At 28.8% G+C, this 23,710-nt stretch carries 18 protein-coding genes; 7 read left to right on the forward strand and 11 right to left on the reverse strand.

Annotated features, from left to right (window positions below; all coding sequences use genetic code 11):
* Positions 1-67: 67 nt before the first annotated feature.
* The 3 genes from valS to HNR35_RS00550 form a co-directional block, all read right to left on the reverse strand.
* Positions 68-2,695: a valine--tRNA ligase gene (gene valS / locus HNR35_RS00540; RefSeq protein ID WP_183223249.1), complete on the reverse strand. Its 2,628-nt coding sequence runs from the start codon at positions 2,693-2,695 to the stop codon at positions 68-70.
* Positions 2,685-3,689: a tRNA dihydrouridine synthase gene (locus HNR35_RS00545; protein WP_183223251.1), complete on the reverse strand. Its 1,005-nt coding sequence runs from the start codon at positions 3,687-3,689 to the stop codon at positions 2,685-2,687. The genes valS and HNR35_RS00545 overlap by 11 nt, the downstream gene beginning before the upstream one ends.
* A 198-nt stretch (positions 3,690-3,887) precedes the next feature.
* Entirely contained in the window at positions 3,888-4,676 is a 789-nt protein-coding gene (locus HNR35_RS00550) for a septal ring lytic transglycosylase RlpA family protein (RefSeq protein WP_183223253.1), read from the reverse strand.
* A 103-nt stretch (positions 4,677-4,779) separates the two neighbouring features.
* On the opposite strand from HNR35_RS00550, the gene HNR35_RS00555 reads away from it, so the two are divergent.
* Positions 4,780-5,781 carry an L-threonylcarbamoyladenylate synthase gene (locus tag HNR35_RS00555; protein ID WP_183223255.1) on the forward strand — a complete coding sequence of 334 codons (1,002 nt, stop codon included), beginning with the start codon at positions 4,780-4,782 and terminating at the stop codon, positions 5,779-5,781.
* Between the two features lie 200 nt (positions 5,782-5,981).
* Here HNR35_RS00555 and plzA read toward each other — a convergent pair whose 3' ends face one another.
* On the reverse strand, positions 5,982-6,767 hold the full coding sequence (gene plzA, locus HNR35_RS00560; RefSeq protein ID WP_183223257.1) for a c-di-GMP-binding receptor PlzA: 786 nt from the start codon (positions 6,765-6,767) through the stop codon (positions 5,982-5,984).
* Between the two features lie 280 nt (positions 6,768-7,047).
* Here plzA and HNR35_RS00565 point away from each other — a divergent pair, with 280 nt between their 5' ends.
* The 5 genes from HNR35_RS00565 (at position 7,048) to HNR35_RS00585 (ending at position 14,642) form a co-directional block, all read left to right on the forward strand.
* Complete coding sequence (locus HNR35_RS00565; RefSeq protein ID WP_006433804.1) at positions 7,048-9,816, forward strand: penicillin-binding protein 1A; 2,769 nt, start codon at positions 7,048-7,050, stop codon at positions 9,814-9,816.
* Between the two features lie 6 nt (positions 9,817-9,822).
* A complete protein-coding gene (locus tag HNR35_RS00570) occupies positions 9,823-10,215 on the forward strand; it encodes a ParB N-terminal domain-containing protein (protein ID WP_183223259.1) in 393 nt (130 codons plus the stop codon).
* A gap of 32 nt (positions 10,216-10,247) precedes the next feature.
* Positions 10,248-11,840, forward strand: a complete 1,593-nt coding sequence (locus tag HNR35_RS00575) for a glucose-6-phosphate isomerase (protein ID WP_183223261.1) — start codon at positions 10,248-10,250, stop codon at positions 11,838-11,840.
* A gap of 64 nt (positions 11,841-11,904) precedes the next feature.
* Positions 11,905-13,296, forward strand: a complete 1,392-nt coding sequence (locus HNR35_RS00580; protein WP_183223263.1) for an L-cystine transporter — start codon at positions 11,905-11,907, stop codon at positions 13,294-13,296.
* A 14-nt stretch (positions 13,297-13,310) separates the two neighbouring features.
* On the forward strand, positions 13,311-14,642 hold the full coding sequence (locus tag HNR35_RS00585; protein WP_183223265.1) for a CoA-disulfide reductase: 1,332 nt from the start codon (positions 13,311-13,313) through the stop codon (positions 14,640-14,642).
* Between the two features lie 33 nt (positions 14,643-14,675).
* Here HNR35_RS00585 and HNR35_RS00590 read toward each other — a convergent pair whose 3' ends face one another.
* Genes HNR35_RS00590 through HNR35_RS00605 form a run of 4 tightly spaced genes read right to left on the reverse strand, consistent with a single transcriptional unit; the run spans position 14,676 to position 19,137 of the window.
* Positions 14,676-16,019 carry an ATP-dependent 6-phosphofructokinase gene (locus tag HNR35_RS00590; protein WP_006433698.1) on the reverse strand — a complete coding sequence of 448 codons (1,344 nt, stop codon included), beginning with the start codon at positions 16,017-16,019 and terminating at the stop codon, positions 14,676-14,678.
* Between the two features lie 28 nt (positions 16,020-16,047).
* A complete protein-coding gene (locus HNR35_RS00595; RefSeq protein ID WP_183223267.1) occupies positions 16,048-17,019 on the reverse strand; it encodes a MinD/ParA family protein in 972 nt (323 codons plus the stop codon).
* A 9-nt stretch (positions 17,020-17,028) separates the two neighbouring features.
* Complete coding sequence (locus HNR35_RS00600; protein WP_006433729.1) at positions 17,029-17,811, reverse strand: potassium channel family protein; 783 nt, start codon at positions 17,809-17,811, stop codon at positions 17,029-17,031.
* A 3-nt stretch (positions 17,812-17,814) separates the two neighbouring features.
* Positions 17,815-19,137, reverse strand: a complete 1,323-nt coding sequence (locus HNR35_RS00605; protein ID WP_006433780.1) for a TrkH family potassium uptake protein — start codon at positions 19,135-19,137, stop codon at positions 17,815-17,817.
* Between the two features lie 96 nt (positions 19,138-19,233).
* Here HNR35_RS00605 and cyaB point away from each other — a divergent pair, with 96 nt between their 5' ends.
* Positions 19,234-19,767 carry a class IV adenylate cyclase gene (gene cyaB / locus HNR35_RS00610; protein WP_183223269.1) on the forward strand — a complete coding sequence of 178 codons (534 nt, stop codon included), beginning with the start codon at positions 19,234-19,236 and terminating at the stop codon, positions 19,765-19,767.
* Here the strand turns inward: cyaB and HNR35_RS00615 are convergent.
* Genes HNR35_RS00615 through thrS form a run of 3 tightly spaced genes read right to left on the reverse strand, consistent with a single transcriptional unit; the run spans position 19,741 to position 23,552 of the window.
* Positions 19,741-21,186: a hypothetical protein gene (locus HNR35_RS00615; protein WP_183223271.1), complete on the reverse strand. Its 1,446-nt coding sequence runs from the start codon at positions 21,184-21,186 to the stop codon at positions 19,741-19,743. The genes cyaB and HNR35_RS00615 overlap by 27 nt on opposite strands.
* A complete protein-coding gene (gene pgsA / locus HNR35_RS00620) occupies positions 21,173-21,802 on the reverse strand; it encodes a CDP-diacylglycerol--glycerol-3-phosphate 3-phosphatidyltransferase (RefSeq protein WP_006433735.1) in 630 nt (209 codons plus the stop codon). The genes HNR35_RS00615 and pgsA overlap by 14 nt, the downstream gene beginning before the upstream one ends.
* Before the next feature lie 4 nt (positions 21,803-21,806).
* The gene (gene thrS / locus HNR35_RS00625; protein WP_183223273.1) at positions 21,807-23,552 is read right to left on the reverse strand and encodes a threonine--tRNA ligase; all 1,746 of its coding nucleotides are present in this window, start codon (positions 23,550-23,552) and stop codon (positions 21,807-21,809) included.
* Between the last annotated feature and the right edge of the window lie 158 nt (positions 23,553-23,710).

The raw sequence follows: 23,710 nt of genomic DNA on the forward strand, positions 1-23,710 counted from the left end.
AGAAATAGCATTTTGCTGAAAAGCTGTGTATAACAAATTCAACTACATAATAATTTTTCAACTTTATTTACAGATTTTTTAAATTAACAATATAACTATTTATCTTATTAATTAAAGAAGAAAATTCTGCAAATTTTAATTTTTCAGATTCAACAATTTCTGCAGGAGCATTCATTAAAAAATTTTTATTTTCAAGTTTTTTGGAAACAGAAATCTTAAGCATTTTATACTTTTCAAGTTGCTTTTCCAGCCTTATTAACTCTTTAGTTTTATCTATTAATGACTTAACATCTGCATAAATTTCAAAACCAACTACGGCTACACCAAGCATACCGTCGCAATTTTTATTGTAAAATATATTTTTAAAATTAATCATTCTTTTTGCAATGCTTTCATTAGCCTGAAAATATCCCACATATTTAAAGTCAGCATCAAACTTCAAAGCGACATCAATCTCAATACTAGAAGATATGTTAAATTCACTCTTAAGTGTTCTAACGGCCACAATGAAAGTTTTAAATACTTTAAAGCTTTCAAATTCTTCTTGAAAATTATTAGTAATATCAAAGCTTGGATATTCATTTAAAGCTAAAATATCCCCCTTTTTTGAAAATCCAGAATAAATTTTTTCTGTAACAAAAGGAATAAAAGGATGTAAAATTAACAATGCTTTTTTAAGAAAAAATAGCAACTTGGAAATAGCCATATTTTGAATGTTAACATCTTCACTATTAAGATCAATTTTACTAATTTCAATATACCAATCACAAAAATCATTCCAAAAAAACTCATAAACAAATTTTGAAGCTTCATTATATTTATAATTTGCAAAAGAAGACTCTACGCCAAGAATGGTTGAATTCAAGCTTGTAAGCAACCATTTGTCGATGTCGTTAAATTCCAAATCATTTAATATTTCTCTATTTTTCAAATTTAAAAGAATAAATTTGGAAGCATTAAAAACTTTGTTTGCAAACTTAGCTCCAAGCATAAAATCCTTAAAATCAATATTTAAATCTTGACCTTGAACAGACAAAAAGGATAAAGTAAACCGCAAAGAATCACTTCCATACTCATTAATAATATCAAGAGGATCTATTCCATTACCCAAAGACTTTGACATTTTTTTACCTTGCTTGTCACGTAAAAGAGGTGTGATATAAACATCTTTAAAAGGGATTTGACCTGTAAATTCTAATCCTGCCATTACCATTCTTGCAACCCAAAAAAATATTATATCGTAAGCTGTAATTAAGGTATTTGTTGGATAATAATTTTTAAAATCACTAGTATCATTAGGCCATCCAAGAGAAGAAAAAGGCCATAGCCAAGAAGAAAACCAAGTATCAAGAACATCTGGATCTTGAACAAACCTCTTGCCTATATTCTTTTCATCTAAAGAAGGATCGGTATCACTAATAACAAGCTCAGCTGTATCAATATTGTACCAAGCTGGTATTCTATGCCCCCAAACAAGCTGTCTTGATATACACCAATCTCTAATATTTGACAACCAATATTTATATGTATTTTCCCACTTTTTAGGATAAAATCTTAACTCGCCATTCTCTAAAGCCTTTAAAGCTTTGTCTGCCAAAGGCTTCATACGCACAAACCACTGAGTAGACAAATAAGGTTCAACAACCTCGCCTGATCGATAACAATGCCCAACCTGTTGCCTATGTTTTTTAACACTTTGTAAAAACCCTTTTTCCATTAATTCTATTTCTATTTTAAATCTCGCATCTTTCATCCTTAATCCTTGATATTGCACAGGAACATTTTTATTAAGTTTTCCATCTTGAGTTAAAATATTGACCTTGGGAATATTATGTCTTTTTGAAATTTCAAAATCATTAGGATCATGTGCGGGAGTAACTTTTAAAGCCCCAGTGCCAAAAGCACTGTCAACATAAAAATCCGCAATAACTTTTATCTTCTTAGTTGTCAAAGGAATTGTGACCTCTTTGCCAACTAAAGACTTATATCTCTCATCATTAGGATTAACAGCAATAGCGGTATCTCCAAACATTGTCTCAGGTCTAGTTGTTGCAATCTCAATAAAAGAAGAATCGTCAATAAAATACTTAACAAAATAAAGCTTGCCATCAACTTCTTTATATTCAATCTCTTCATCACTAACAACACTTCCAGACCCAGGATCAAGATTAACAAGATACTCACCCCTATAAATCAACCCTTTAGAATATAAATCCTTAAAAACCTTATTAACAGCCTCACAAAGACCCTCATCAAGGGTAAACCTTTCTCTTGAGTGATCATAAGACGCACCAAGTTTTTTTATCTGATCAACAATTACACCTCTATGCTTATCTTTTAATTTAAAAATTTCTTGAACAAGCTCTTCTCTTTCAAAATCATTCTTACTTTTACCAATATTTTTAAGATGTCTTTCAAAAACAGCCTGCGTTGCTATTCCTGCATGATCTGTCCCAAAAAGCCACAACGTATTGTGTTTTTTCATCCTTTTATACCTTACAAGAATATCTTGTAAAACAAAATTAAGAGCATGCCCCATGTGCAATACACCAGTAACATTGGGAGGAGGCGCAACCATACTAAATTTTTCAAATAAAGAATTATCCGGTAAAAAAACATTATTTTTAAGCCACTTGTTATAAATTTCATCTTCAAATGACTTGGGATCATATTTTTCAAGAGGTCTAAAGTTCATTGTTTTCAAAATCTCCTACCATATCAATAACGTTTAAATTTTCAAAAAGCTCATCATGGGTTTTTGAATTTATAAGATTTGAGAAATATTTACTCTGTCTTTCTTTCTCAGTAAAATATATCTTAAAATATTTTTTAAGTTTATTAAAATCTTTTCCAAATCCCCAAGTAGTATGAAAATCCTTTATATGGAATTTTAATATATTTAACCTAAAATTTAAATTATTATCTAAAAAGTGCTTCGAAGAGAACTTAAATAAATTTAAATTCTTAAAAATTCCACGACCAAACATAATCCCATCAATTAAATATTTATCAACATAATATCTAGCATCTTTAAGGCTTAAAACATCCCCATTGCCAATAATCAACGTAGAGGGACTAATATTATTTCGCAACTTAACAAGTTCATAAAAAATATCAAAATTAACAGGACCTTCGCTCTGATTAACAGCAAGTCTTGGATAAACCGTTAACATATCAATTCCAAAGCCCAATAAAAACCCTAACCAATCATCAACTTCTGGATATGAAAATCCATGCCTGGTTTTAACGCTAAGAGGCAAATTAAATTTTGAGCAAGCCTCTTTGCTTGCTAGAATTATTTCTCCAGCCAAAGATTTATTATTAATTAAAGCTGAACAAACCTCTTTTTTAATTATTTTATTCTTAGGACAACCCATATTAATATCAATTCCCCAAAACCCCATGCCCCCTAATATTTCTATTGCTCTATAAAATTGCTCAGGAATATTTCCCCAAATTTGAGCAATTAAAGGTCTATTAAGTTCATTGGGTTTTAAAAAAATATGTTGAATAGATTGTTTTGATCTATTTAAAATTCCCTTTACAGAAATAAATTCAGTAAAATAAATATGCGGTTCTCCTTCTCCAGATCCTATTAAATGAATTAAATTTCTAAAAACAGAGTCTGTAACATCTTCCATTGGAGCTAAAATCATAACTGGAAGAGGAATATTAAATAAAAACTTCATAAAATGACTATATAATAATAAAATGTAAATTTAAGCAAATCAAAACAGTTGTTTATGTTTAATAGATTTAGATTTTTAGAAATAACATTGTTATTTTTAGAATAAAAACTACAACAAAAGAATTGGCAATAAATGCCATGATAATAAAATTTCAAAAAATTAATAAACAATTTTGATAAAAAAAATAATTTAAAAAAATTAATCCATAACAAGACTCTCACCTGGAACTTTGGTTTTTCTTACTAAAGTATCTTTATATCCAGCAGATTTAATAAGCTCTATATTTCTTTGAACATCATCAGCATTAGTAGGAATAAAAACAGTATAAAACGGTCCGTGAGAATTTACTACAACAAAAAGACCTGCTTTTTTTAATATTCTATAAGCCCTATCAGCATAATCTTTTTTTTTATAAGATCCAACTTGTATGTAAAAATCTGTTTCTTTGTCGGTAGAAACTGAAGAATCTACTAATAAATTTGAAGATTCACTTTCAACAGAAAAATTCTCCTTTGCTTGCTTGGTCTTCTTTTCTTCTTTAATATTAGGAGTATTAAATACTTTTTTAAAGTCACTAGATTTTGATACAGAAGGTCTTTTTTCATTCACACTTTCAATTACTTCAATCTTTACAGGAGCAACTCCTATTCCTAAAAAATCAAGCTTCTCAGCAGCATGTTTTGATAAATCGATTATTCTATCCTTCCTAAAAGGACCTCTGTCATTAATTCTTACAACAACTGATCTATTGTTTAAAAGATTAGTAACTCTTACAGCAGTATTAAAAGGCAATTCTTTGTGAGCAGCAGTAAGAGCCATCATATCAAATTTTTCACCATTAGCAGTAGTTTTGCCGTGAAAAGCTTCACCATACCATGAAGCAAGGCCTACTGTAGCAGAATTTATATGAGAAGCAACAAAAAAAAATACAAAGAGAAAGACAAACTTTCTATTATCTCTTATGGTGACATCAATTAAATTTCTCATAAATTTATTATAATATAAAAACATATTTCAATAAACAATTAAGCTCATAAATTGCTTATTTGTATTTTTTTTGATTTAATTATAAAAAGAAAAAAGTCTGAAAATGATATCAACAGAAATAATTAGCAGTAATCAAATACAAAAAGCAGCAAAGCTTATCAAAATGGGAGAGCTTGTTATATTCCCAACAGAAACGGTTTATGGAATTGGCGCAAATGCTTACAATGAAGACGCTGTAAAAATGATTTTTTTAGTAAAAAAAAGACCCATTGAAAATCCTTTAATAGTACATGTTGACACAGTAAAAAAAATAAAAGAATTATCGGAATATATTCCCAAAAGTGCTCTAATGCTAATCAAAAAGTTTAGCCCAGGCCCTTTAACTTATGTTCTTAAAAAATCAATAAAAATATCCAGATTTATAAGTGGTAATCTAGACACTGTAGCAATAAGAATTCCTGCAAATAAAATAGCTTTAAACTTAATCAAAGCATCTAAAGTCCCAATAGCAGCACCATCTGCAAATATATCAAAAAGGCCAAGCTCAACAAGCTTCGAAATGGCCTTAAAAGAATTAAATGGACTTGTAAGGGGAATAATAAAAACAGAAAACAAAGACTTTAATATTGGAATCGAATCAACTGTGATTGGATTTGACCTAAAAGATAACGTATTAATATTAAGACCGGGCGCAATCACAAAAAAAATGCTAGAAAAAGAGCTTAAAGGAAAATATACAGTAAATTACGCAGAAACAAAAATAGAGCTTGAAAAATCACCTGGGAATATAATAGAGCATTACAAACCAAAAATTCCTGTCTATTTATTTAAAAGTCAAGACAATATAAGAAGGTATTTAAACAAAGACACAAAAATACTTATTACAAAACCCACTCTAAAATCCTATTTATTTAATTTTTTGTGGGATAAAAAAAATATTAAAGTATTTAATACTCTTGAAGAATATGCACAAAATCTTTACAAAGAGCTAGTCAATTCTGAGAGCAGCTACAAACAAATTCTTAGTGAATTCGTAAAAGATGAAGGACTTGGATACTCAATAAACAATAGAATTAAAAAAGCCAGCTCAAATAGGTTTATTTAATCGAGAATAAAAATACTGATAAATTATTGCTTAAAAATTTAAAAAGCATAAACATAAATACTTAATCTGAAAGCAAACGTCTAAAACTATGCCACACAACCGGACTCTCTCAATCTCAATAAAGCCACCAAATATAATTAAAAAACTCTAAACCAAGTTTACGAACAAATTTTCACATAAGAAGAGTTTTGATCTTTTGATTAATTAAAATAATCATGGATTAACATAGTATACTCAAGTGGTATTTTTTCCTCATCAAAAGCAATGCCAAGCGCAAAAACCTTTCCATTAGGCGTCTGAATAACGCTTAAACTTTTTGACTTTCCCTCAATAAAAATCTCTTCACCCATAAATTCAAAACTGAAAATCAAATCAATTGAATCTTCTTTGACATCCCCATAATCAAAAGAAGAAATTACTAAAGCGCCTCCGTAAGATAAATCTTTTATTAAGCATTTATGTTTTGAACCATTAAACTTGATAAAAGCTTTATCTGAATCGATTTTTAGTTTCCTAATAGAATCTTTATCAACAATAATCCTCTCATGAATTCTCTGATTTTGCCCAAGTTTTAAATCAAGAAGCTTACCAACTTTAATAGCAATCTCTTCTGGCACAGGAGATAAAAATTCCAATGTTAATAAATTATATTCTTTATTTTGAGAAGAATAAGCAGAAGCACTTAACAGCTTAACAGACAAAAAGGGAAAAAAAGATATACCATTCTTAGAGTCTGAATTTTTCTTAAATTGAATAGAGCCTAAATTTTTATTTTTAGCCAAAGCAGGCAATACAGTATCTTCTTGAAAAATAAGCTTAAAAGAATCCATAGAAATAGAATAAATTACACCAAGCACAGAATAATCGCCTATCCTCATCTCAATAGTATTGCGAAGATTTAAAAAACTATTTATCTCTGTGCTCATTTTAATTTCTTTGCCCCTATACTTAGCTCCATAATCTCTTATTTTTCTAGATAAAAGCATAAACCTCTCCTTTCTCCTTTTTTGGGATATAAAATATACTAAACAACGCTAGAACTGGTTTAAACCAATCAAGTTATAAATAATCTTAACCAATAATCAATAAACCTACTCTTAAAATCAAAGACATATCAATACCAACCCACACAACATCTGTTTAATTTAATAAAACTTAAAAATGCTGCTTACATAGTGTAAAATTATAACAATAATTCTACACTATAACAATCAAACTATAACATTATTAATTCTTATACACTTATAGTATACTTTAGTAAAAAGTATGAAATTAAATAGCCTTAATTTGAAAAAAATAAATAAGCATAAACTACTTATTTATTTAACATATTTCACAGTTAGCTTTTCTATTATCACGCTGTCATTAGCAATATCTAAGACTATAAACATACAAAAAGATAAAAATTTTGGATATATAAACCCGGCAGTTCCTTCAAGACTTTTAGATATTAATGGGAAACAAATAACTCAATTTATATCTGACGAGAATAGAGAATTAATGCCCTTGAGAAAAATGCCTGACAATTTAATTAATACACTTTTAATACGAGAAGATATTGGTTTTTTTTCTCATCGGGGTTTTTCCTTGATAGGAATATTTAGAGCCGCATTTAATATTGTTCTTGGTAGATATTTCTCAGGCGGCAGTACATTAACCCAACAACTTGCAAAGCTTCTCTACACAAATCAAGCAAGAAGATCTATTTTGAGAAAATTGAATGAAATATGGTGGGCAATCCAACTTGAAAAAAAACTCTCAAAATACGAAATACTAGAGAAATACCTTAATAAAGTTTATTTTGGAAACGGTAACTATGGAATAGTTGCCGCATCAAAATTCTTTTTTGGTAAAAGCGTAAATAAAATCAATACAGCAGAATCCGTGATGATGATAATCCAACTCCCAAATGCAAAACTTTATTCACCTCTTTACAATCCAGAATTCTCAAAAAAAATACAACGTGCGGTTTTAAACCAAGTTGTATCAAATGGAATAGTAAAAGCCGAAATTGCCGAAAAAGAATTTAATGAATATTGGCAAAATTATGATTGGACTAGAATGGCTGATACATCTGCAATTTCAAATAAAAAAGACCAAGCTCCTTATTTCTCTGAGTACATAAGACAAAAAATACTAAAATATTTACCAGACGGTGCGAACATATATAAAGACGGGTACTCAATATATTCAACTCTTGACCTTGAAGCACAAAAATATGCAGATAAAGTTACAAACGATATGATTAATAAAGCAAGAACAATGCACAATTTAAACAGATCATCTGAAACAATAATTATTAATTCAGAAATTGTCCCTGTAGTAGATGCAATATCAGATTTATTAGGAATTAAAAATTTAAGAATAAATGGAAGGCAATATAAAAAACTGAGAAAAAGAAAATTTTACGAAGACAATATTGATCTAATTGCAAGCTTTGGAGCTATACTTGGAATTGATAAAATAGATACAGCAACAAAAGAATATATTATCAAAAATAAATTAACACCAAAACTCGTTGCACAGCCTGAAGGAGCAATGATAGCAATAGATACAACAAGCGGAGCAATAAGAGCCATGGTTGGAGGCAGTGGACATGCTAAAGACAACGAATTTAATCGAGCTACACAAGCAAAAGTCCAACCTGGAAGCGCCTTTAAAACATTATATTTTGCAGCCGCAATTGATCTAAAAAAAATAACAGCTGCCACAATGTTTTCAGACTCTCCAGTAGCATTTTTAAATAAAAACGGAGAAATTTATGCTCCAGGAAATTATGGTGGTAAGTGGAGGGGCAACGTTTTAACACGTCAAGCATTGGCCTTGTCTTTAAATATTCCAGCATTAAGAATATTAGATAAACTGGGCTTTGACTCTGCAATTAACTACTCTTCAAAACTACTAGGAATAACAGATCCAAAAGAAATAGAAAAAACATTTCCCAAAGTTTATCCGCTAGCACTCGGCGTAATATCGGTTTCTCCAATCCAAATGGCAAGAGCCTTTGCAATTTTGGGAAATAGTGGTAACGAAATCGAACCTTATGGAATAAGATACATTGAAGACAGAACTGGAAGAATAATAGCAAATGAAGAAGCAAGCATATTGGCTAAAATAAAAAACAAAGAACATCAAGCTCAAATAGTGTCTCCTCAAGCTGCCTATATCATCACAGATATGATGAAATCAACAATTCAATACGGAACCTTAGCAAATCAAAGATACACAAATCTTAAAAATTTTAAATCTGACATTGCTGGAAAATCGGGAACAACACAAAATTGGGCAGACGGATGGGCAATAGGATACTCTCCTTATATAACAACAGCATTTTGGGTTGGCTTTGACAAAAAAGGTTATTCACTAGGAATATCTGGAACAGGAACAGGATTAGCAGGACCTAGTTGGGGAGAATTTATGGCAGAATATCACAAAAACTTACCTAAAAAAGTTTTTGTAAAACCCGCAGGAATAATTAGTATCCCTGTACAAGCAGAAACAGGGCTATTGCCAGAAGAAATTGCTGATGAGAAAATAATAAATGAACTGTTTATTTCTGGCACCCAGCCAATTGAAAAATCAAAATACTATGAAAATAAACTAGAATTTAAAAATACAATAGAATTTAACATATATGGAATTGATGACATTAATAATAACGATGAAATAAATTTTGATACTCCTGAATTTGAATACCTTGATAATAATCTTGAAAGCCTAAACAATAATAATGTTCTTGAGAACATTAACAATAATGAAAATAAAAACGAAGATGAAATAGAAATGAACACTCAAGAGCCCTTAAATAAAATAGAAAATAAAAATTCACAACAAGATTTAATAAATAACAACAATGGTGATGAAATGCTTATTGAAAATACTAAAGAAATTAAAGACTCGGTTATTGTTAATGAAAAAAACACAATAGAAATACAAAGCATAAAAGAATTAAATTTAAACAATAATGAAAATGAGAATGAAAATGGGGAAATTAACAATAAAGACGTCAACGGAGAAGATATTCAATTGGATTAAAACAATATGTTAATAGATATCGATCAAATAAAAATAAAAAAAAGAATTAGAAAAAATATAGGAGACATTGAAAACCTTAAAAACAGTATTATAAAACATGGATTAATTTATCCAATAATAATAGATAAAAATAAAAATTTGATAGCAGGATTTAGAAGATATCAAGCATTAAAAGAAATAGGCTATAAAGAAGTTGAGGTAAAGGTAATCTCAATTGAAAATAAAAAAACTTTACTTGAAATTGAACTTGATGAGAATAATGTTAGAAAATCATTTACAAAAAGTGAAGCAAACGAAGGTGAAGCTTACTTAAAAATTTATTCTGAAAATAATACAATAATAAGATTTCTTAAATTTATTATATTAAAAATTAAAAACATGTGGAAAAGAAAAAAATAGAAAAATTTAAACCATAACAAAGGGGTGTGTTTATGATAAATTACAAAAATCTTAATGAACTTGAAAACTTTAAAATCCTTGAAAGGATTGATCCAGAGGTGTTAAAAACTGCATTAACTGGAAAAAGAATAAAAGAGTACGACATTACAATAGAAGGAGACAGTGTACATTATAATTATGCTTCAAAACAAATTAATGAAAACCACCTTAAAATTTTTCAAAATTTAAGCGATGAAGCAAATTTAATAGAAAAATATAAAGAAATACTTAATGGAGAAAAGATTAATATTAGTGAAAATAGAAAAGTCCTACATCACCTTACAAGAGGGCAAATTGGTAAAGACGTAATAGAAGACAATAAAGAAAATATGCGGGAGTTTTTCCAATCAGAACTTGAAAAGATATATAATTTTGCAAAGCAAATCCATTCTGGGAATATTAAAAGTGCAAATGGTAAAAAATTTAAAAACGTAGTTCAAATAGGAATTGGTGGATCCAGCCTAGGACCAAAAGCTCTCTACAGCTCAATAAAAAATTATGCAAAAAAACACAATCTGGCCTTAATGGATGGTTACTTTATTTCAAACATCGATCCAGACGAATCAGAAGAAGTGTTAAATAACATTAATATTGATGAAACTCTTTTTATTATTGTCTCAAAAAGCGGAAATACATTAGAAACCAAGGCTAATATGCAATTCTTAATAAACAAATTGAAATTAAATGGTATAAAAGACTATAAAAAACAAATGGTCATTATAACATTAAAAGACAGCATGTTAGCACTAGAGGAAAAAGGGTATCTTGAATATTTCTTTATGCATGATTCAATAGGTGGAAGATTTTCTCCAACATCAGCAGTTGGGCTTGCGCTACTTACCCTTTGCTTCACAGAAAAAATTGTAAAAGAAATTTTAAAAGGAGCCCATAAGGCTGACAAAAAATCATTAAATAAAAACGTAAAAGACAATGCATCTCTTTTAGCAGCACTAATTAGTATATACGAAAGAAATGTTCTCAACTACAGTAGCAATTGCATAATTGCTTATTCTAAGGCAATGGAAAATTTTTATCTTCACTTACAACAACTTGAAATGGAAAGCAATGGTAAAAGTGTAAACAGATTTAACGAAACAATAAACTACAAAACTGTAAGAATAATTTGGGGGGGTATTGGAACGGATGTTCAGCACTCATTCTTTCAAATGCTTCATCAAGGAACAGATATAGTTCCAATGGATTTCATAGGTTTTAATGAAACACAGCTTAAAGAAGATGTAATCTCCGATAACAGCTCAAGCAATGATAAATTAAAAGCAAATTTAATAGCCCAAATAATAGCATTCTCAAAAGGCAAAGAAAATAGTAACAAAAATAAAAATTTTAAAGGTGAGAGACCTTCTGCACTAATATATTCAAAAGAATTAACACCTTATACAATAGGATCAATACTATCCCATTATGAAAATAAAGTAATGTTTGAGGGATTTTTATTAAACATAAATTCATTCGACCAAGAAGGAGTTCAGCTAGGAAAAATTCTTGCAAATCAAATTTTAAAAAATGATATTTTTGAAGATGAAATAGTAGGATCTTATTCTAAAAAAATATTAAAGCAAGATTAATTAATTTTAAATACATATCCTTAAGTTTAAAAAAGAATGCACTAAGCTTATACAAGAGGTAAGAATGGATAAGATAAGTATATTATATACATTAATCAACATTATAACTATGCTTATTCTAATAAGAATAGTTTATTTTTGTAAAAGAAAAAATATCTCTTTTACAAAAAGAGTGTTTATATCGTTAGGACTAGGAATAGTATTTGGAATGGCTATCCAATATTTTTATGGCGCAAATTCATCTATAACAAACGAAACTATTAATTGGATAAATATTTTAGGTGATGGATACGTAAGACTTCTTAAAATGATTATAACCCCTTTAATAATAACATCAATAATCTCTGCAATAATAAAATTAACCAACAGCAAAGATGCTGGAAAAATGAGCCTATTTGTAATATTAACACTGATATTTACAGCAGGCATTGCTGCTATCATTGGCATTTCCACTGCTTTAATATTAGGATTAACAGCAGAAGGACTGCAAGCAGGAACCAGCGAAATTTTACAAGGTGAAAAATTACAAAAAGGCCTTGAAATATTAAATCAAACACCAATCACAAAAAAAATTACAGAACTTATTCCACAAAATATATTTGAAGATTTAGCAGGACTTAGAAAAAACTCAACAATCGGAGTTGTAATATTCTCAGCTATCATAGGAATAGCCGCACTTAAAACATCTGTTAAAAAGCCAGAATCAATAGAATTTTTTAAAAAAATAATATTAACATTTCAAGACACAATATTAGGAATAGTAACTTTAATTTTAAAACTAACACCTTATGCTATATTAGCTTTAATGACAAAAATTACAGCAACCAGCGAAATTACAAGCATAATAAAGCTTGGGGAATTTGTAATTGCTTCTTACATTGCCATAGGTTTTACATTTCTTATGCATATGTCATTAATTGCAATAAACAAATTAAACCCAATTACTTTTATAAAAAAAATATCTCCAGCACTAACATTTGCATTCATATCTAGATCTAGTGCTGCAACCATACCTATTAACATAGAAATTCAAACTAAAAACCTAGGGGTAAGCGAAGGAATAGCAAATTTATCAAGCTCTTTTGGAACATCAATTGGGCAAAATGGTTGCTCAGCACTGCACCCCTCTATGCTTGCAGTAATGCTAGCACCAACTCAAGGAATCAACCCTACAGATACTTTATTTATACTCACACTTCTTGGATTAATAATAATAACTTCATTTGGAGCTGCTGGCGCTGGCGGAGGCGCCACAACAGCTTCATTAATGGTACTCTCAGCAATGAACTTTCCAGTAGGATTGGTTGGACTTGTAATATCTGTTGAACCTTTAATTGACATGGGAAGAACAGCTGTTAATGTAAGCGGCTCAATGGTTGCCGGTGTTATATCTGCAAAACAACTTAAACAATTTAACCACAATATATACAACGAAAAAGAGCTTATAACTAAATAAATGGAAAAACAATTATGAAAATAATAATTATTGGGGGCACATCAGCAGGAACTAGTGCCGCAGCTAAAGCAAAACGCTTAAACAAAAACCTAGATATTACTATCTATGAAAAAACAAATATTGTATCCTTTGGAGCTTGTGGTCTGCCTTACTTTATAGGGGGATTTTTTGACAATCCAAACACAATGATCTCAAGAACACAAGAAGAATTCAAAAAAACTGGAATCTCTGTTAAAACTAACCACGAAGTCATCAAAGTAGATGCAAAAAGTAATACAATTACAATAAAAAATCAAAAAACAGGAAGCATTCTTAACAATACTTACGACAAACTAATGATAGCAACTGGTGCAAAACCTATTATCCCAGCAATAAATAATATCAATCTAGAAAATTTTTATACACTTAGAAATTTAGAAGACGGTCAAAAACTAAAAAATTTAATGGATAATGAAGAGATTAAAAATATAGTGATAATTGGTGCTGGATACATTGGAATTGAAATGATAGAAGCAGCAAAAAATAAAAGAAAAAATGTAAGATTAATTCAACTAGACAAATACATCCTAATAGATTCCTTTGACGAAGAAATAGTTAAAATAATGGAAGAAGAACTGATAGAAAAAGGAGTTGATCTTCATACAAGTGAATTTGTAAAAAGCTTAATAGGAGAAAAAAAGGTAGAAGGGGTGGTAACAAACAAAAATACTTATCAAGCTGACGTTGTCATACTTGCTACTGGAATAAAACCCGCTACTGAATTTTTAGAAAATCAACTTAAAACTAATATAAATGGAGCAATAATTGTAAATGAGTATGGCGAAACTAGCATTAAAAATATTTTTTCTGCAGGAGATTGTGCAACTATTTATAATATAGTAAGCAAAAAAAATGAATACATACCCCTAGCAACAACAGCTAACAAGCTTGGTAGAATAGTCGGTGAAAATTTAGCCGGAAATCATATTTCATTTAAAGGGACATTGGGCTCAGCTTCAATTAAAATACTATCTCTGGAAGCTGCAAGAACAGGGATTACAGAAAACGATGCAAAAAAGCTTCAAATAAAATATAAAACGATTTTTGTAAAGGATAAAAATCATACAAATTATTATCCAGGGCAAGAAGATCTTTATATTAAATTAATTTATGAAGAAAATACCAAAGTAATCCTTGGGGCACAAGCAATAGGAAAAAATGGAGCTGTAATAAGAATTCATGCTTTATCAATTGCAATCTATTCAAAACTTACAACAAAAGAATTGGGAATGATGGACCTCTCATATTCTCCACCATTCTCAAGAACCTGGGACATATTAAATATTGCTGGAAATGCTGCCAAATAGTAAAAAATTTAAATTTAATTAATTTAATTCAATTTAATTCTTCATGCTAATTGGTTGTCCTGTGCTTGAGAGAACATCTCTCCAAAAAGAACCATTCGGATTAACCTTATTTCTGTCAATTACTGCCATCTTAATTGGTATGTGCACAAATTTTGTACTCCATAAACTAATCAACATTTTTGTCTTGCCGGACATTGCAGCATGAACAGCGTTAGACCCAAGTCTAGCACAATAAAGCGAATCACTAGCATTAGCAGGCGAACTTCTAATAATATAACTAGGATCAATATATTTAAGGGTAAATTGTATATTCTTTGCTTTAAAATATTCTGTAATTTTATCTTTAATATAAAGTCCAATATCCTCATAAAGCAAATTCCCAGAATCGTCTTTCTTACGAGGGAAATGATCAAAATACTTTTGACCTGCTCCTTCTGCTATCAATATTACTGCATGGGGAATTTCTTCTAAACTTTCCTTCTCTAAAAGTCGTCTTTCAAGATGAACAAGAAATCCATTAGGACCTTCTATGTCAAAATCAAGCTCTGGAATTAAACAAAAATTAACATCATTAGAAGAAAGCGCAGTATGAGCAGCAATAAAGCCAGAATCTCGTCCCATAACTTTAACAAGTCCAATGCCATTATAAGCACTATTAGCTTCAAAATGAGCACCAGCAACAGCTGCAACCGCTTGTTCTACAGCAGTCTCAAATCCAAAAGATTTTTGAACAAACATAAAATCATTATCCACAGTTTTAGGAATGCCCACAACTGCTATTTTTAAATTTCTTTTTTCTATCTCCTCAGCAATAAGAAGAGATCCCTTTTGGGTACCATCTCCACCTATGTTAAAAATCATATTAATGTTCATTCTCTCTAAAGTATCAACTATTTCCACAGGTTTAATACCACCCCTTGAAGAGCCAAGAATAGTACCTCCAAATTTATTAATATCATCAACAACATCTGGATTAAGATTAATAAAAGGTGAATTTGACTCAGGAAGAAGCCCTTGATATCCAAATTTTACCCCATAAATATTGCGAACACCATAAATTTTCCATAAAGTTCGCACAATAGAACGAATAACATCGTTAAAACCGGGACAAAGTCCACCACAAGTAGTAATAGCAGCCTTAACATGTCTGGGCACAAAATAAATTTTTTCTCTAGGTCCAGCTTTTTCTAAAAGAACATCTTCGTACCTATCTCCCTCATCTTCATTTCTATATACACTAAATTTAATTTTATTTTTTTCATTAACAAAATGTGAAGAACCCTCGCTAGCATAAAAATCAATCAAAGGATTGTTTTGCTTGCATTCCCCCAAACTGTCTATTTTAAAATCTAAATTTTCATTTTTAATTCTATACACAGCAAATACTCCTTTATAGTATTATAAATTACTTTCTAATAAATTGACTTTGATCTTTAATCATATCGTATATGTCATCATAAATATAAGGAGAACCTTCAACAGGTGATTTAATTAAATTACCAGCTATGAATTCAAAATATTTATTCAACTTTGAATTCTTCTCAAAATCAATAAATGGCATTCTATTATTAATAGCCTCTCTAAAACTTTTTGCAAAAGGCACAAAGCCTATAAACTCTATTGGTATATTAATATTATTCTTAACAACATTAATCAAATTTTCACACATAGCAATCTCTTCGCTAGTTTCTATTCTATTTAACACTACTCTAGGATAAAAATTATTCATCATCTTCTTAACCTTCAAAGAAGAACTTAAAGAAATAAGTTCAATCCCAACAACTAAATCTTTAAATCCAAGTTTTGTTCCTTCAATCTTATCTTTAAAAAAATTAGCAATATAATCGCGCTCAGGACTTTTCTGAGGAAAGCCTAAATATAAAAGGCGATAAAGAGCATTCTTTAAAAAAGAATAAGCATTAAGTATAGAGGGGGTTTCTGGAACTGTAACAATCACACCACTATAAGATGCTAAATAAAAATCTATTGTATTATAAGAAGTTCCAGATCCTAAATCTAAAAAAATAAAATCAGCAACAAGATCATTCTGAATAGATTCTACAATCTTTTTCTTAACAGAAAAAGAAAGATTAGCTGTTCCTGTATAAAGAGCATCACCTGGAATCAGATAAAGTTTATCATAAGGTGTTTTACACACTAAATCCGAAAAACTTTTATCCTTTTTATTAATAAAAGAACCAATACCTACACCCTTATTTTTAACACCCAAACAAGTATGTAGATTAGAACCACCAAGATCAAGATCAACAAGTATTACAGTTTTACCTAAACTAGAAAGCTTATAACCAATATTTGCAACAAAAGATGTTTTTCCAACACCACCTTTACCACTTGCTACAGGAATGATTTTAGTCATTATTAAATCCTAATTATCCTTACGATCTTTTTGAAAAATTTTCATAAAATTAAAAATCCCCACAAACCTCGATTTCTTTTCAGTATCTTTGCTTAAACTTTCATCCTCTTTAGAAACCGAAATTAAATCTTTAATTAAATCTTTATTGTTTGTAAAATTTTCAATACTATCCGGTTTCCCACAAATTACAATTTTATCATCTTTTAAAAAAAAATAATCACCATCAACAAATTCATATCTAGAATTACTTAAATTTCTAACAGCAATCACTGTAATACCGCATTCCCTTCTAAGATCAGCTTCAAAAAGAGTTTTTCCAACATATTCTTTAGGAATAACAGTTTCAGCAACAATAATATCATACCCAATAATATTATAAGTTGAAAGATTAGGAGATACTAATAATGGGGTTAATCTTCTTGCGGCATCTTTACTTGGAAATATAATTTTTGTTGCACCAAGAGTTTTTAATATTTCAGCATCATCCCTATTTTCTGTCTTAACGCATATTTCCTTCAAACCTAAAAGATTACAATAATGAGTTACAAGGGCACTTTTGCCCAGATCATCATCAAAATCAATCACAACAGCATCTGTATCTACAGGAATTATTCTTTTCAAAGCATTTTTAGTAAATTGTTCAACAACAAAGCTTTCTGTAGATATCACATCATATTCTTCAATAAGCTCTTTAGATGTATCTATAATAATAATTTGACAATCAAGTCTGCTTAAATCTTCAAGCAAATGAATTCCCAAATTACTAAGTCCAATAATAACAAATGTTTTCATATTTCAACCAACCAAAATATCCTGCCTTGGCCTTGTAAATTCTTCAAAACGTGACTTTCTTGAAACAAAAACAGCCATCGAAAAAAGCCCTATTCGTCCCGCAAACATAGTAAAAATTATAATGACTTTACCCCAAAATGACAAATCCTGAGTTACTCCAACTGAAAGACCAACTGTTCCAAAAGCAGAAAATACTTCATAACCCAAATCAATAACTTTCCAATTGCCAGATCCTCCCTCAAAAAAAAGAAGCATAAAAAAAGAAAAACTTACAATAAAAATAGCTCTTGCAAAAAATAAAAGTGCAAATCTTATACTATCTATTGAAACCTTGTAAGACCCAATAATATATCCATTGCCGTTTTGATTTTTAACAACAGCTAATATAATTAAAAAAAATGTTGTAATCTTAATTCCTCCTGCAGTTGATCCGGGTGCCCCACCAATAAACATAAATGGCAGAGAAACTATTTGAGTTCTTCCACTTATTAAAGAATTATCAAGATAATTAAAACCAGCTGTTCTAGTACTAATAGAATAAAAAATTGAATTAAATATTAGAGTCCCTATTGAATAACCATCTTTTAATTTATGCATCTCTGTAAAAAAGAATAAAATTGCACCAATTACAATTAAAACAAAACTTAAAGAAAAAACTATTTTGGCATGAAGTGATAATTTTTTTTTATTCTTAATAGTATTCTTTACATCTCTGTAGACCATAAACCCAAGCCCACCACAAATTATTAAAATAGAAACCACAACTATAGCTTCAGGAACATCTCGCCATGCATAAATACTCTCAGAATGCATAGAAAAACCTGCATTACAAAAAGCAGAAATTGTAGTAAATAAAGCCTCTAAGAATGAAATACTAACTCCCCTAAGTTTAAAACAAATAAGTATTAATATTAAACCTATCATTTCAATTGAAAAAGTTATAAACAATATGCTTTTTAAAATTCTAATAGGATTATATTCTATATTTGAAAGGGAATACTGCTTTATTATTCTTGCATCTGTTAAATTCATTTTCTTTTTAGGTATAAGCAAATAAAAAGTGGTAATGCTTATAAAGCCTAGCCCCCCAAGCTGGACTAGTAGCATTATCAAAATAAATCCAAAAGTAGAAAAACTTTCTATTTTAACCGTTGTAAGACCCGTAATACTTACAGCAGAAACAGCAGTAAAAAGAGCATCGATGTATGCTAATTTGCCATCACCTCCCCAAGAAATAGGCAGCATTAACAAAAGAGAGCCTACAAGCATAATTAAAAGAAAATAACTAAAAAGTAAAAACCTGTCGCTAAATTCAAATTTCAACATATCATACAAAAAGTTGTTTAAATTATTAAAAATTCATCTTATATAGCATAATATTTTAACATTGAAATATTATCATAATTACATTATTTTTAATATATGTTCGAAGTAGAATCAAAAGCATTTATTCCCCCAAAAGAGGTAAAAAGAATTATTAAGTTAGCAAATAAAAAATTCAAGTTTATTAAAGAAGAAATAAAAACCGACATCTATTACTCAAACCCCAAAAAAATTATAAGAATAAGAAAATTAAATACTCTAGAAAAAATTGTCACATTTAAAAAAAAAATATTGGACAAAAACAATGCTATAGAAATTAATAAAGAAATAGAATTTAAAATAAATAACACTAACAATTTTTTAATACTTCTTAAAGAACTTAAATTTAAAAAGCTATACAAAAAAATAAAAAAAAGTTTAATTTATCAAACTAATAATTTAAATGTAGAAATAAACGAAGTAAAAAATCTTGGATTTTTTTTAGAAATAGAAAAAATAATTAACAATCAAAATGACATAGATTTAGCAAAAAAAGAAATTGATAACATCATCAATATTTTTGGATTGAAAGAAAACCTTGAAACTAGGTCTTACTTTGAATTAATTTCATTGGCAAACCAAAGTAAAAAATAATTCATTGGAATTAGTGCTTAAAGTAGAGACCACAAGTCCATGATTACCATAAACCCCAATCTGAGGACTAGTAACATTACTCTTAAAATAATCCAACTTATTTAAAAAATACCAATTTTTATTCTTAAAATAAATTAACCGCACATTATTATTGTCTTCAAAAGCTAAAAACAAATTATTTTTATAAAACCCAATATCAATACTTGAACCTTCCATTTCAACATTAGGACTTATATTAATCCATCTATTGCTTTTTAAAGGACAAATGCTTACAATAGGTCTATTTTCAGAAACAAAACTCATAACTATTTGATTAAAATTAGAATCAAAAAACCCTTTAATAAAATTAGCCATATAAACAGAAGAAATGTTTGCATTTACCCAAGCATTCTCATTGTTTACAATAAATTCAGATTTAATCTCATTGTTTGACTTATAATTATAAAAAATACCTAAAAAAGGCTCAGATATTAGCCCAATGTTTGATGAATTAACATTAGAATCACCTTTGCTTAAATAAGTATGTATTACATCAGTCCAAACACTTCCGTAACCCATATTTGAAATTAAATTTATTTTATATTCATCTCCAATTTCTCTTAAATATGCTAAATACAACCTATCTTTTAAATCAATGCTAATATTTAATAAAGATCCAAAATTTTCTATGTATCCAGGACTAATATCAATCCATTTTCTACTATTAAATTTTTTAACTACAAGCTCACTAGCAAAATCAGTCCCCGATTTCGTAACAAAAGCAATATATAAATTTCCTTTTGAATTAATTGAAAAATCAAAATTAACTATATTAATAATATTTCCATTAACAGATGAATCAAGATTAAACCAACCAACATCCTCAATAAACTCAGCAACTTTAATGTCATCGCTATTTTCTAACTGATAAGCAATATAAATATTACTTTTATAAATTCTTAATACATACTTTTTAAGCTTGCTAGTTAAATTTAAAACAGGTAAATCTTTTAAAGTAAAAAATAAATTTTCTTTTTTAACTTTAGATGCCTTGGCTTTCAAGGAATCGCTACTCAAAATTGAAAAATCTAAATCTGTAAGCGAAAATTTTATTTTTTCATTCTTACTGCCAACATATATTATTGCATAAAGAGTATTTTGATCTAACTTTATTTTAAAATCTTTGCTTTTTATTTTATCAGTTATGTACTTTTTATTAGAAATATCATAAATTTTAAAAACAAAATCAGAATTTGAACTCTTATCTAAGGTTAAAATATAATCAGAAGATTTGCTAACTTTTAAATAAACACTACCTTTCCCATTTTTACTTAAAATACTCACCGAACTAATTTCCGTTAATACTTGATTTGCTTGAGCTTGAATAGAAGAAAATTTTATAAATAAAAATAGCAAAATTAATGTCTTATTTATTTTCATATTTTTTTATATTCAAGAATATTAATAAATAATCTAAAAACGATAAAATTGCAAAAAACGCAGCACAAACATACATTACTTGGACAATAAATAAAAATTTAAATTCAAAATTTAAAATGCCGCTAATAAAATTTTGAATTGATTCTGTAAAGTTGAGTTGATTTAAAGTATAAAACAAAAGACTTGCAAAAGTACAAACAGCATAAAGAATTGACTTCAATTTTCCCAAAAAATTGGCTTGTTGAACTATATTAAACTGAATAATTAAATTTCTAACAAAACCAATAGAAATTTCACGATAAACAAATATTACAAAAAAATAATACGGAGTTATTCCTTTGTAAAAGAAAAAAACAAAATATGTTAAATGCTGCAAAACATCCGCATAAGGATCTAAAATTTTGCCCACATTACTAACAAGACCATATTTTCTTGCAAGATACCCATCAATAAAGTCAGTAAATTCATTAAAAATTATTAAAAACCAAATAATTCCAAAAAACAAATATGGAAAAAATATATTTTCCAAAAAAAATAAAATTAATATGATAAAGGAAAGTATAATCCTAGCTAATGTTATTTTATTAGGAGTAATAACTTTAATTAAATTATTCAATTTATCAAATCTCCTTATCTCTTATTTTTAATAAAATAAATTCAAAAGCTTCATCAAGTTTAATTCCATTTATTTGCTCATTTGTTCTTGTTCTAATAGATATTTTTTCTTCTGTTGCTTCTCTCTCGCCAATTATAAACATATAAGGTATTTTTTTAGCCTGATATTCCCTAATTTTAGCATTCATTCTTGAGGAAGTATTATCAAGTTTTATTCTAATCCCCTCATTTTTAAATTTATTAAGAACCTTAATAGCATAATCTTCTACAGCATTATTAACAGGAATGATTACCGCTTGAATAGGAGATAACCATAAAGGAAACGCTCCACCGTAGTGCTCTATAAGAATTCCAAAAAATCTTTCAATAGACCCTAATAAGGCTCGATGAATCATAAATGGTCTTTTTTCTTTACCATCCTCAGCAGTATAAGTCATATTAAATCTTTCAGGAAGATTAAAATCAAATTGAACTGTACTCATCTGCCACTCTCTCTCAAGCGAATCAACTATCTTAAGATCAATTTTAGGCCCATAAAAAGCACCTCCCCCTTTATCAATTTCATAAGGAACTTTAAAACTACTTAAAGCCTCTTCAAGAACTTTTAAAGACATTTCCCAATCAGAATCATTTCCAACAAACTTTTCAGGCTTTGTAGAAAGATATGCCTTTAAGCTGTTAAAGCCAAATTTACTCCACATATAAATAGCAAACCTAAGAACTTCTTTAATCTCATCTACAACTTGAGAATGAGTGCATATAATATGAGCATCATCCTGAGTAAAACCTCTAGCTCTCATCATGCCATGCAAAGCACCTATCTTTTCATAACGATATACAGTGCCAAGCTCGGCCCATCTAAATGGTAAATCTCTATAAGAATGCTTACCTGTATTGTAAATTGCAATATGAAAAGGACAATTCATAGGTTTAAGGTAATAATCACTTTTATCCATTTCTATTTTTTCAAACATGCTATCCTTATAAAAGTCTAAGTGTCCAGAAGTTTGCCAAAGCCAAGATTTGCCAATATGAGGACTAAAAAGAATATCATACCCATTTTTAGAGTGCTCTTCTCTCCAAAAATCTTCTATTAAAGCTCTTATTTTGGCTCCATTGGGATGAAAAAAAACAAGTCCTGGCCCAATCTCTTCATGAATAGAAAATAAATCAAGCTCTTTTCCAAGCTTTCTATGATCTCTTTTTTTTATTTCCTCTCTCAAATTAAGATAAGATCTTAGCTCTTTTTCATTATTCCATAAAGTTCCATAAATTCTAGTAAGCATTGTATTTTTTTCATTACCCCGCCAATAAGCTCCAGCAATACTAGTAAGCTTAAATGCCTTTGGATCAATTTTATTCATATTGTCAACATGAGGTCCCCTACAAAGATCGACAAAATTATGACTCTTGTAAATAGAAATTTCATTTTGTAAATCAAAATTTTTAATCAAATCAATCTTATAAGGCTCATCTTTAAAAATTTCAAGAGCCTGTTCTACGCTTATTAATTCTTTTTCAAAAGAACTTCCAGTCTTTAAAATCTCCCTCATTCTCTTTTCTATATCTAAAAGAGCATCTTCTGTGATTTGCTTTTTAAATTCAAAATCATAATAAAAACCATCTTTAATAGGGGGCCCTATTGCAATCTTAGTATTTGGAAATAAATCACACACAGCTTCTGCCATAACATGAGCTATTGAATGTCTTTTTTTATAAAGAATATCTTCTTTATCTAAATCTTTACTCACAACAACACCTTTAATCTTTCGAGTTTTATTAAAAAATTAAAATTCACATTCATCACTTTTACGCAAAAATACCTATCCCAAATATTTATAATTACTAAATTAAAATATACAAAAAAATTTTCTAAAAAAATAGAGATAAGAAAAGAAAAAATTTAAAA

This window comes from Borreliella spielmanii, from assembly GCF_014201705.1.
Lineage (GTDB): Bacteria > Spirochaetota > Spirochaetia > Borreliales > Borreliaceae > Borreliella > Borreliella spielmanii.

Coding starts and splice junctions, on each gene's coding strand:
- valS (WP_183223249.1), bottom strand. CDS start 2,695: ATGAACTTTAGACCTCTTGAAAAATATGATCCCAAGTCATTTGAAGAT.
- HNR35_RS00545 (WP_183223251.1), bottom strand. CDS start 3,689: ATGAAGTTTTTATTTAATATTCCTCTTCCAGTTATGATTTTAGCTCCA.
- HNR35_RS00550 (WP_183223253.1), bottom strand. CDS start 4,676: ATGAGAAATTTAATTGATGTCACCATAAGAGATAATAGAAAGTTTGTC.
- HNR35_RS00555 (WP_183223255.1), top strand. CDS start 4,780: ATGATATCAACAGAAATAATTAGCAGTAATCAAATACAAAAAGCAGCA.
- plzA (WP_183223257.1), bottom strand. CDS start 6,767: ATGCTTTTATCTAGAAAAATAAGAGATTATGGAGCTAAGTATAGGGGC.
- HNR35_RS00565 (WP_006433804.1), top strand. CDS start 7,048: ATGAAATTAAATAGCCTTAATTTGAAAAAAATAAATAAGCATAAACTA.
- HNR35_RS00570 (WP_183223259.1), top strand. CDS start 9,823: ATGTTAATAGATATCGATCAAATAAAAATAAAAAAAAGAATTAGAAAA.
- HNR35_RS00575 (WP_183223261.1), top strand. CDS start 10,248: ATGATAAATTACAAAAATCTTAATGAACTTGAAAACTTTAAAATCCTT.
- HNR35_RS00580 (WP_183223263.1), top strand. CDS start 11,905: ATGGATAAGATAAGTATATTATATACATTAATCAACATTATAACTATG.
- HNR35_RS00585 (WP_183223265.1), top strand. CDS start 13,311: ATGAAAATAATAATTATTGGGGGCACATCAGCAGGAACTAGTGCCGCA.
- HNR35_RS00595 (WP_183223267.1), bottom strand. CDS start 17,019: ATGACTAAAATCATTCCTGTAGCAAGTGGTAAAGGTGGTGTTGGAAAA.
- HNR35_RS00600 (WP_006433729.1), bottom strand. CDS start 17,811: ATGAAAACATTTGTTATTATTGGACTTAGTAATTTGGGAATTCATTTG.
- HNR35_RS00605 (WP_006433780.1), bottom strand. CDS start 19,137: ATGTTGAAATTTGAATTTAGCGACAGGTTTTTACTTTTTAGTTATTTT.
- cyaB (WP_183223269.1), top strand. CDS start 19,234: ATGTTCGAAGTAGAATCAAAAGCATTTATTCCCCCAAAAGAGGTAAAA.
- HNR35_RS00615 (WP_183223271.1), bottom strand. CDS start 21,186: ATGAAAATAAATAAGACATTAATTTTGCTATTTTTATTTATAAAATTT.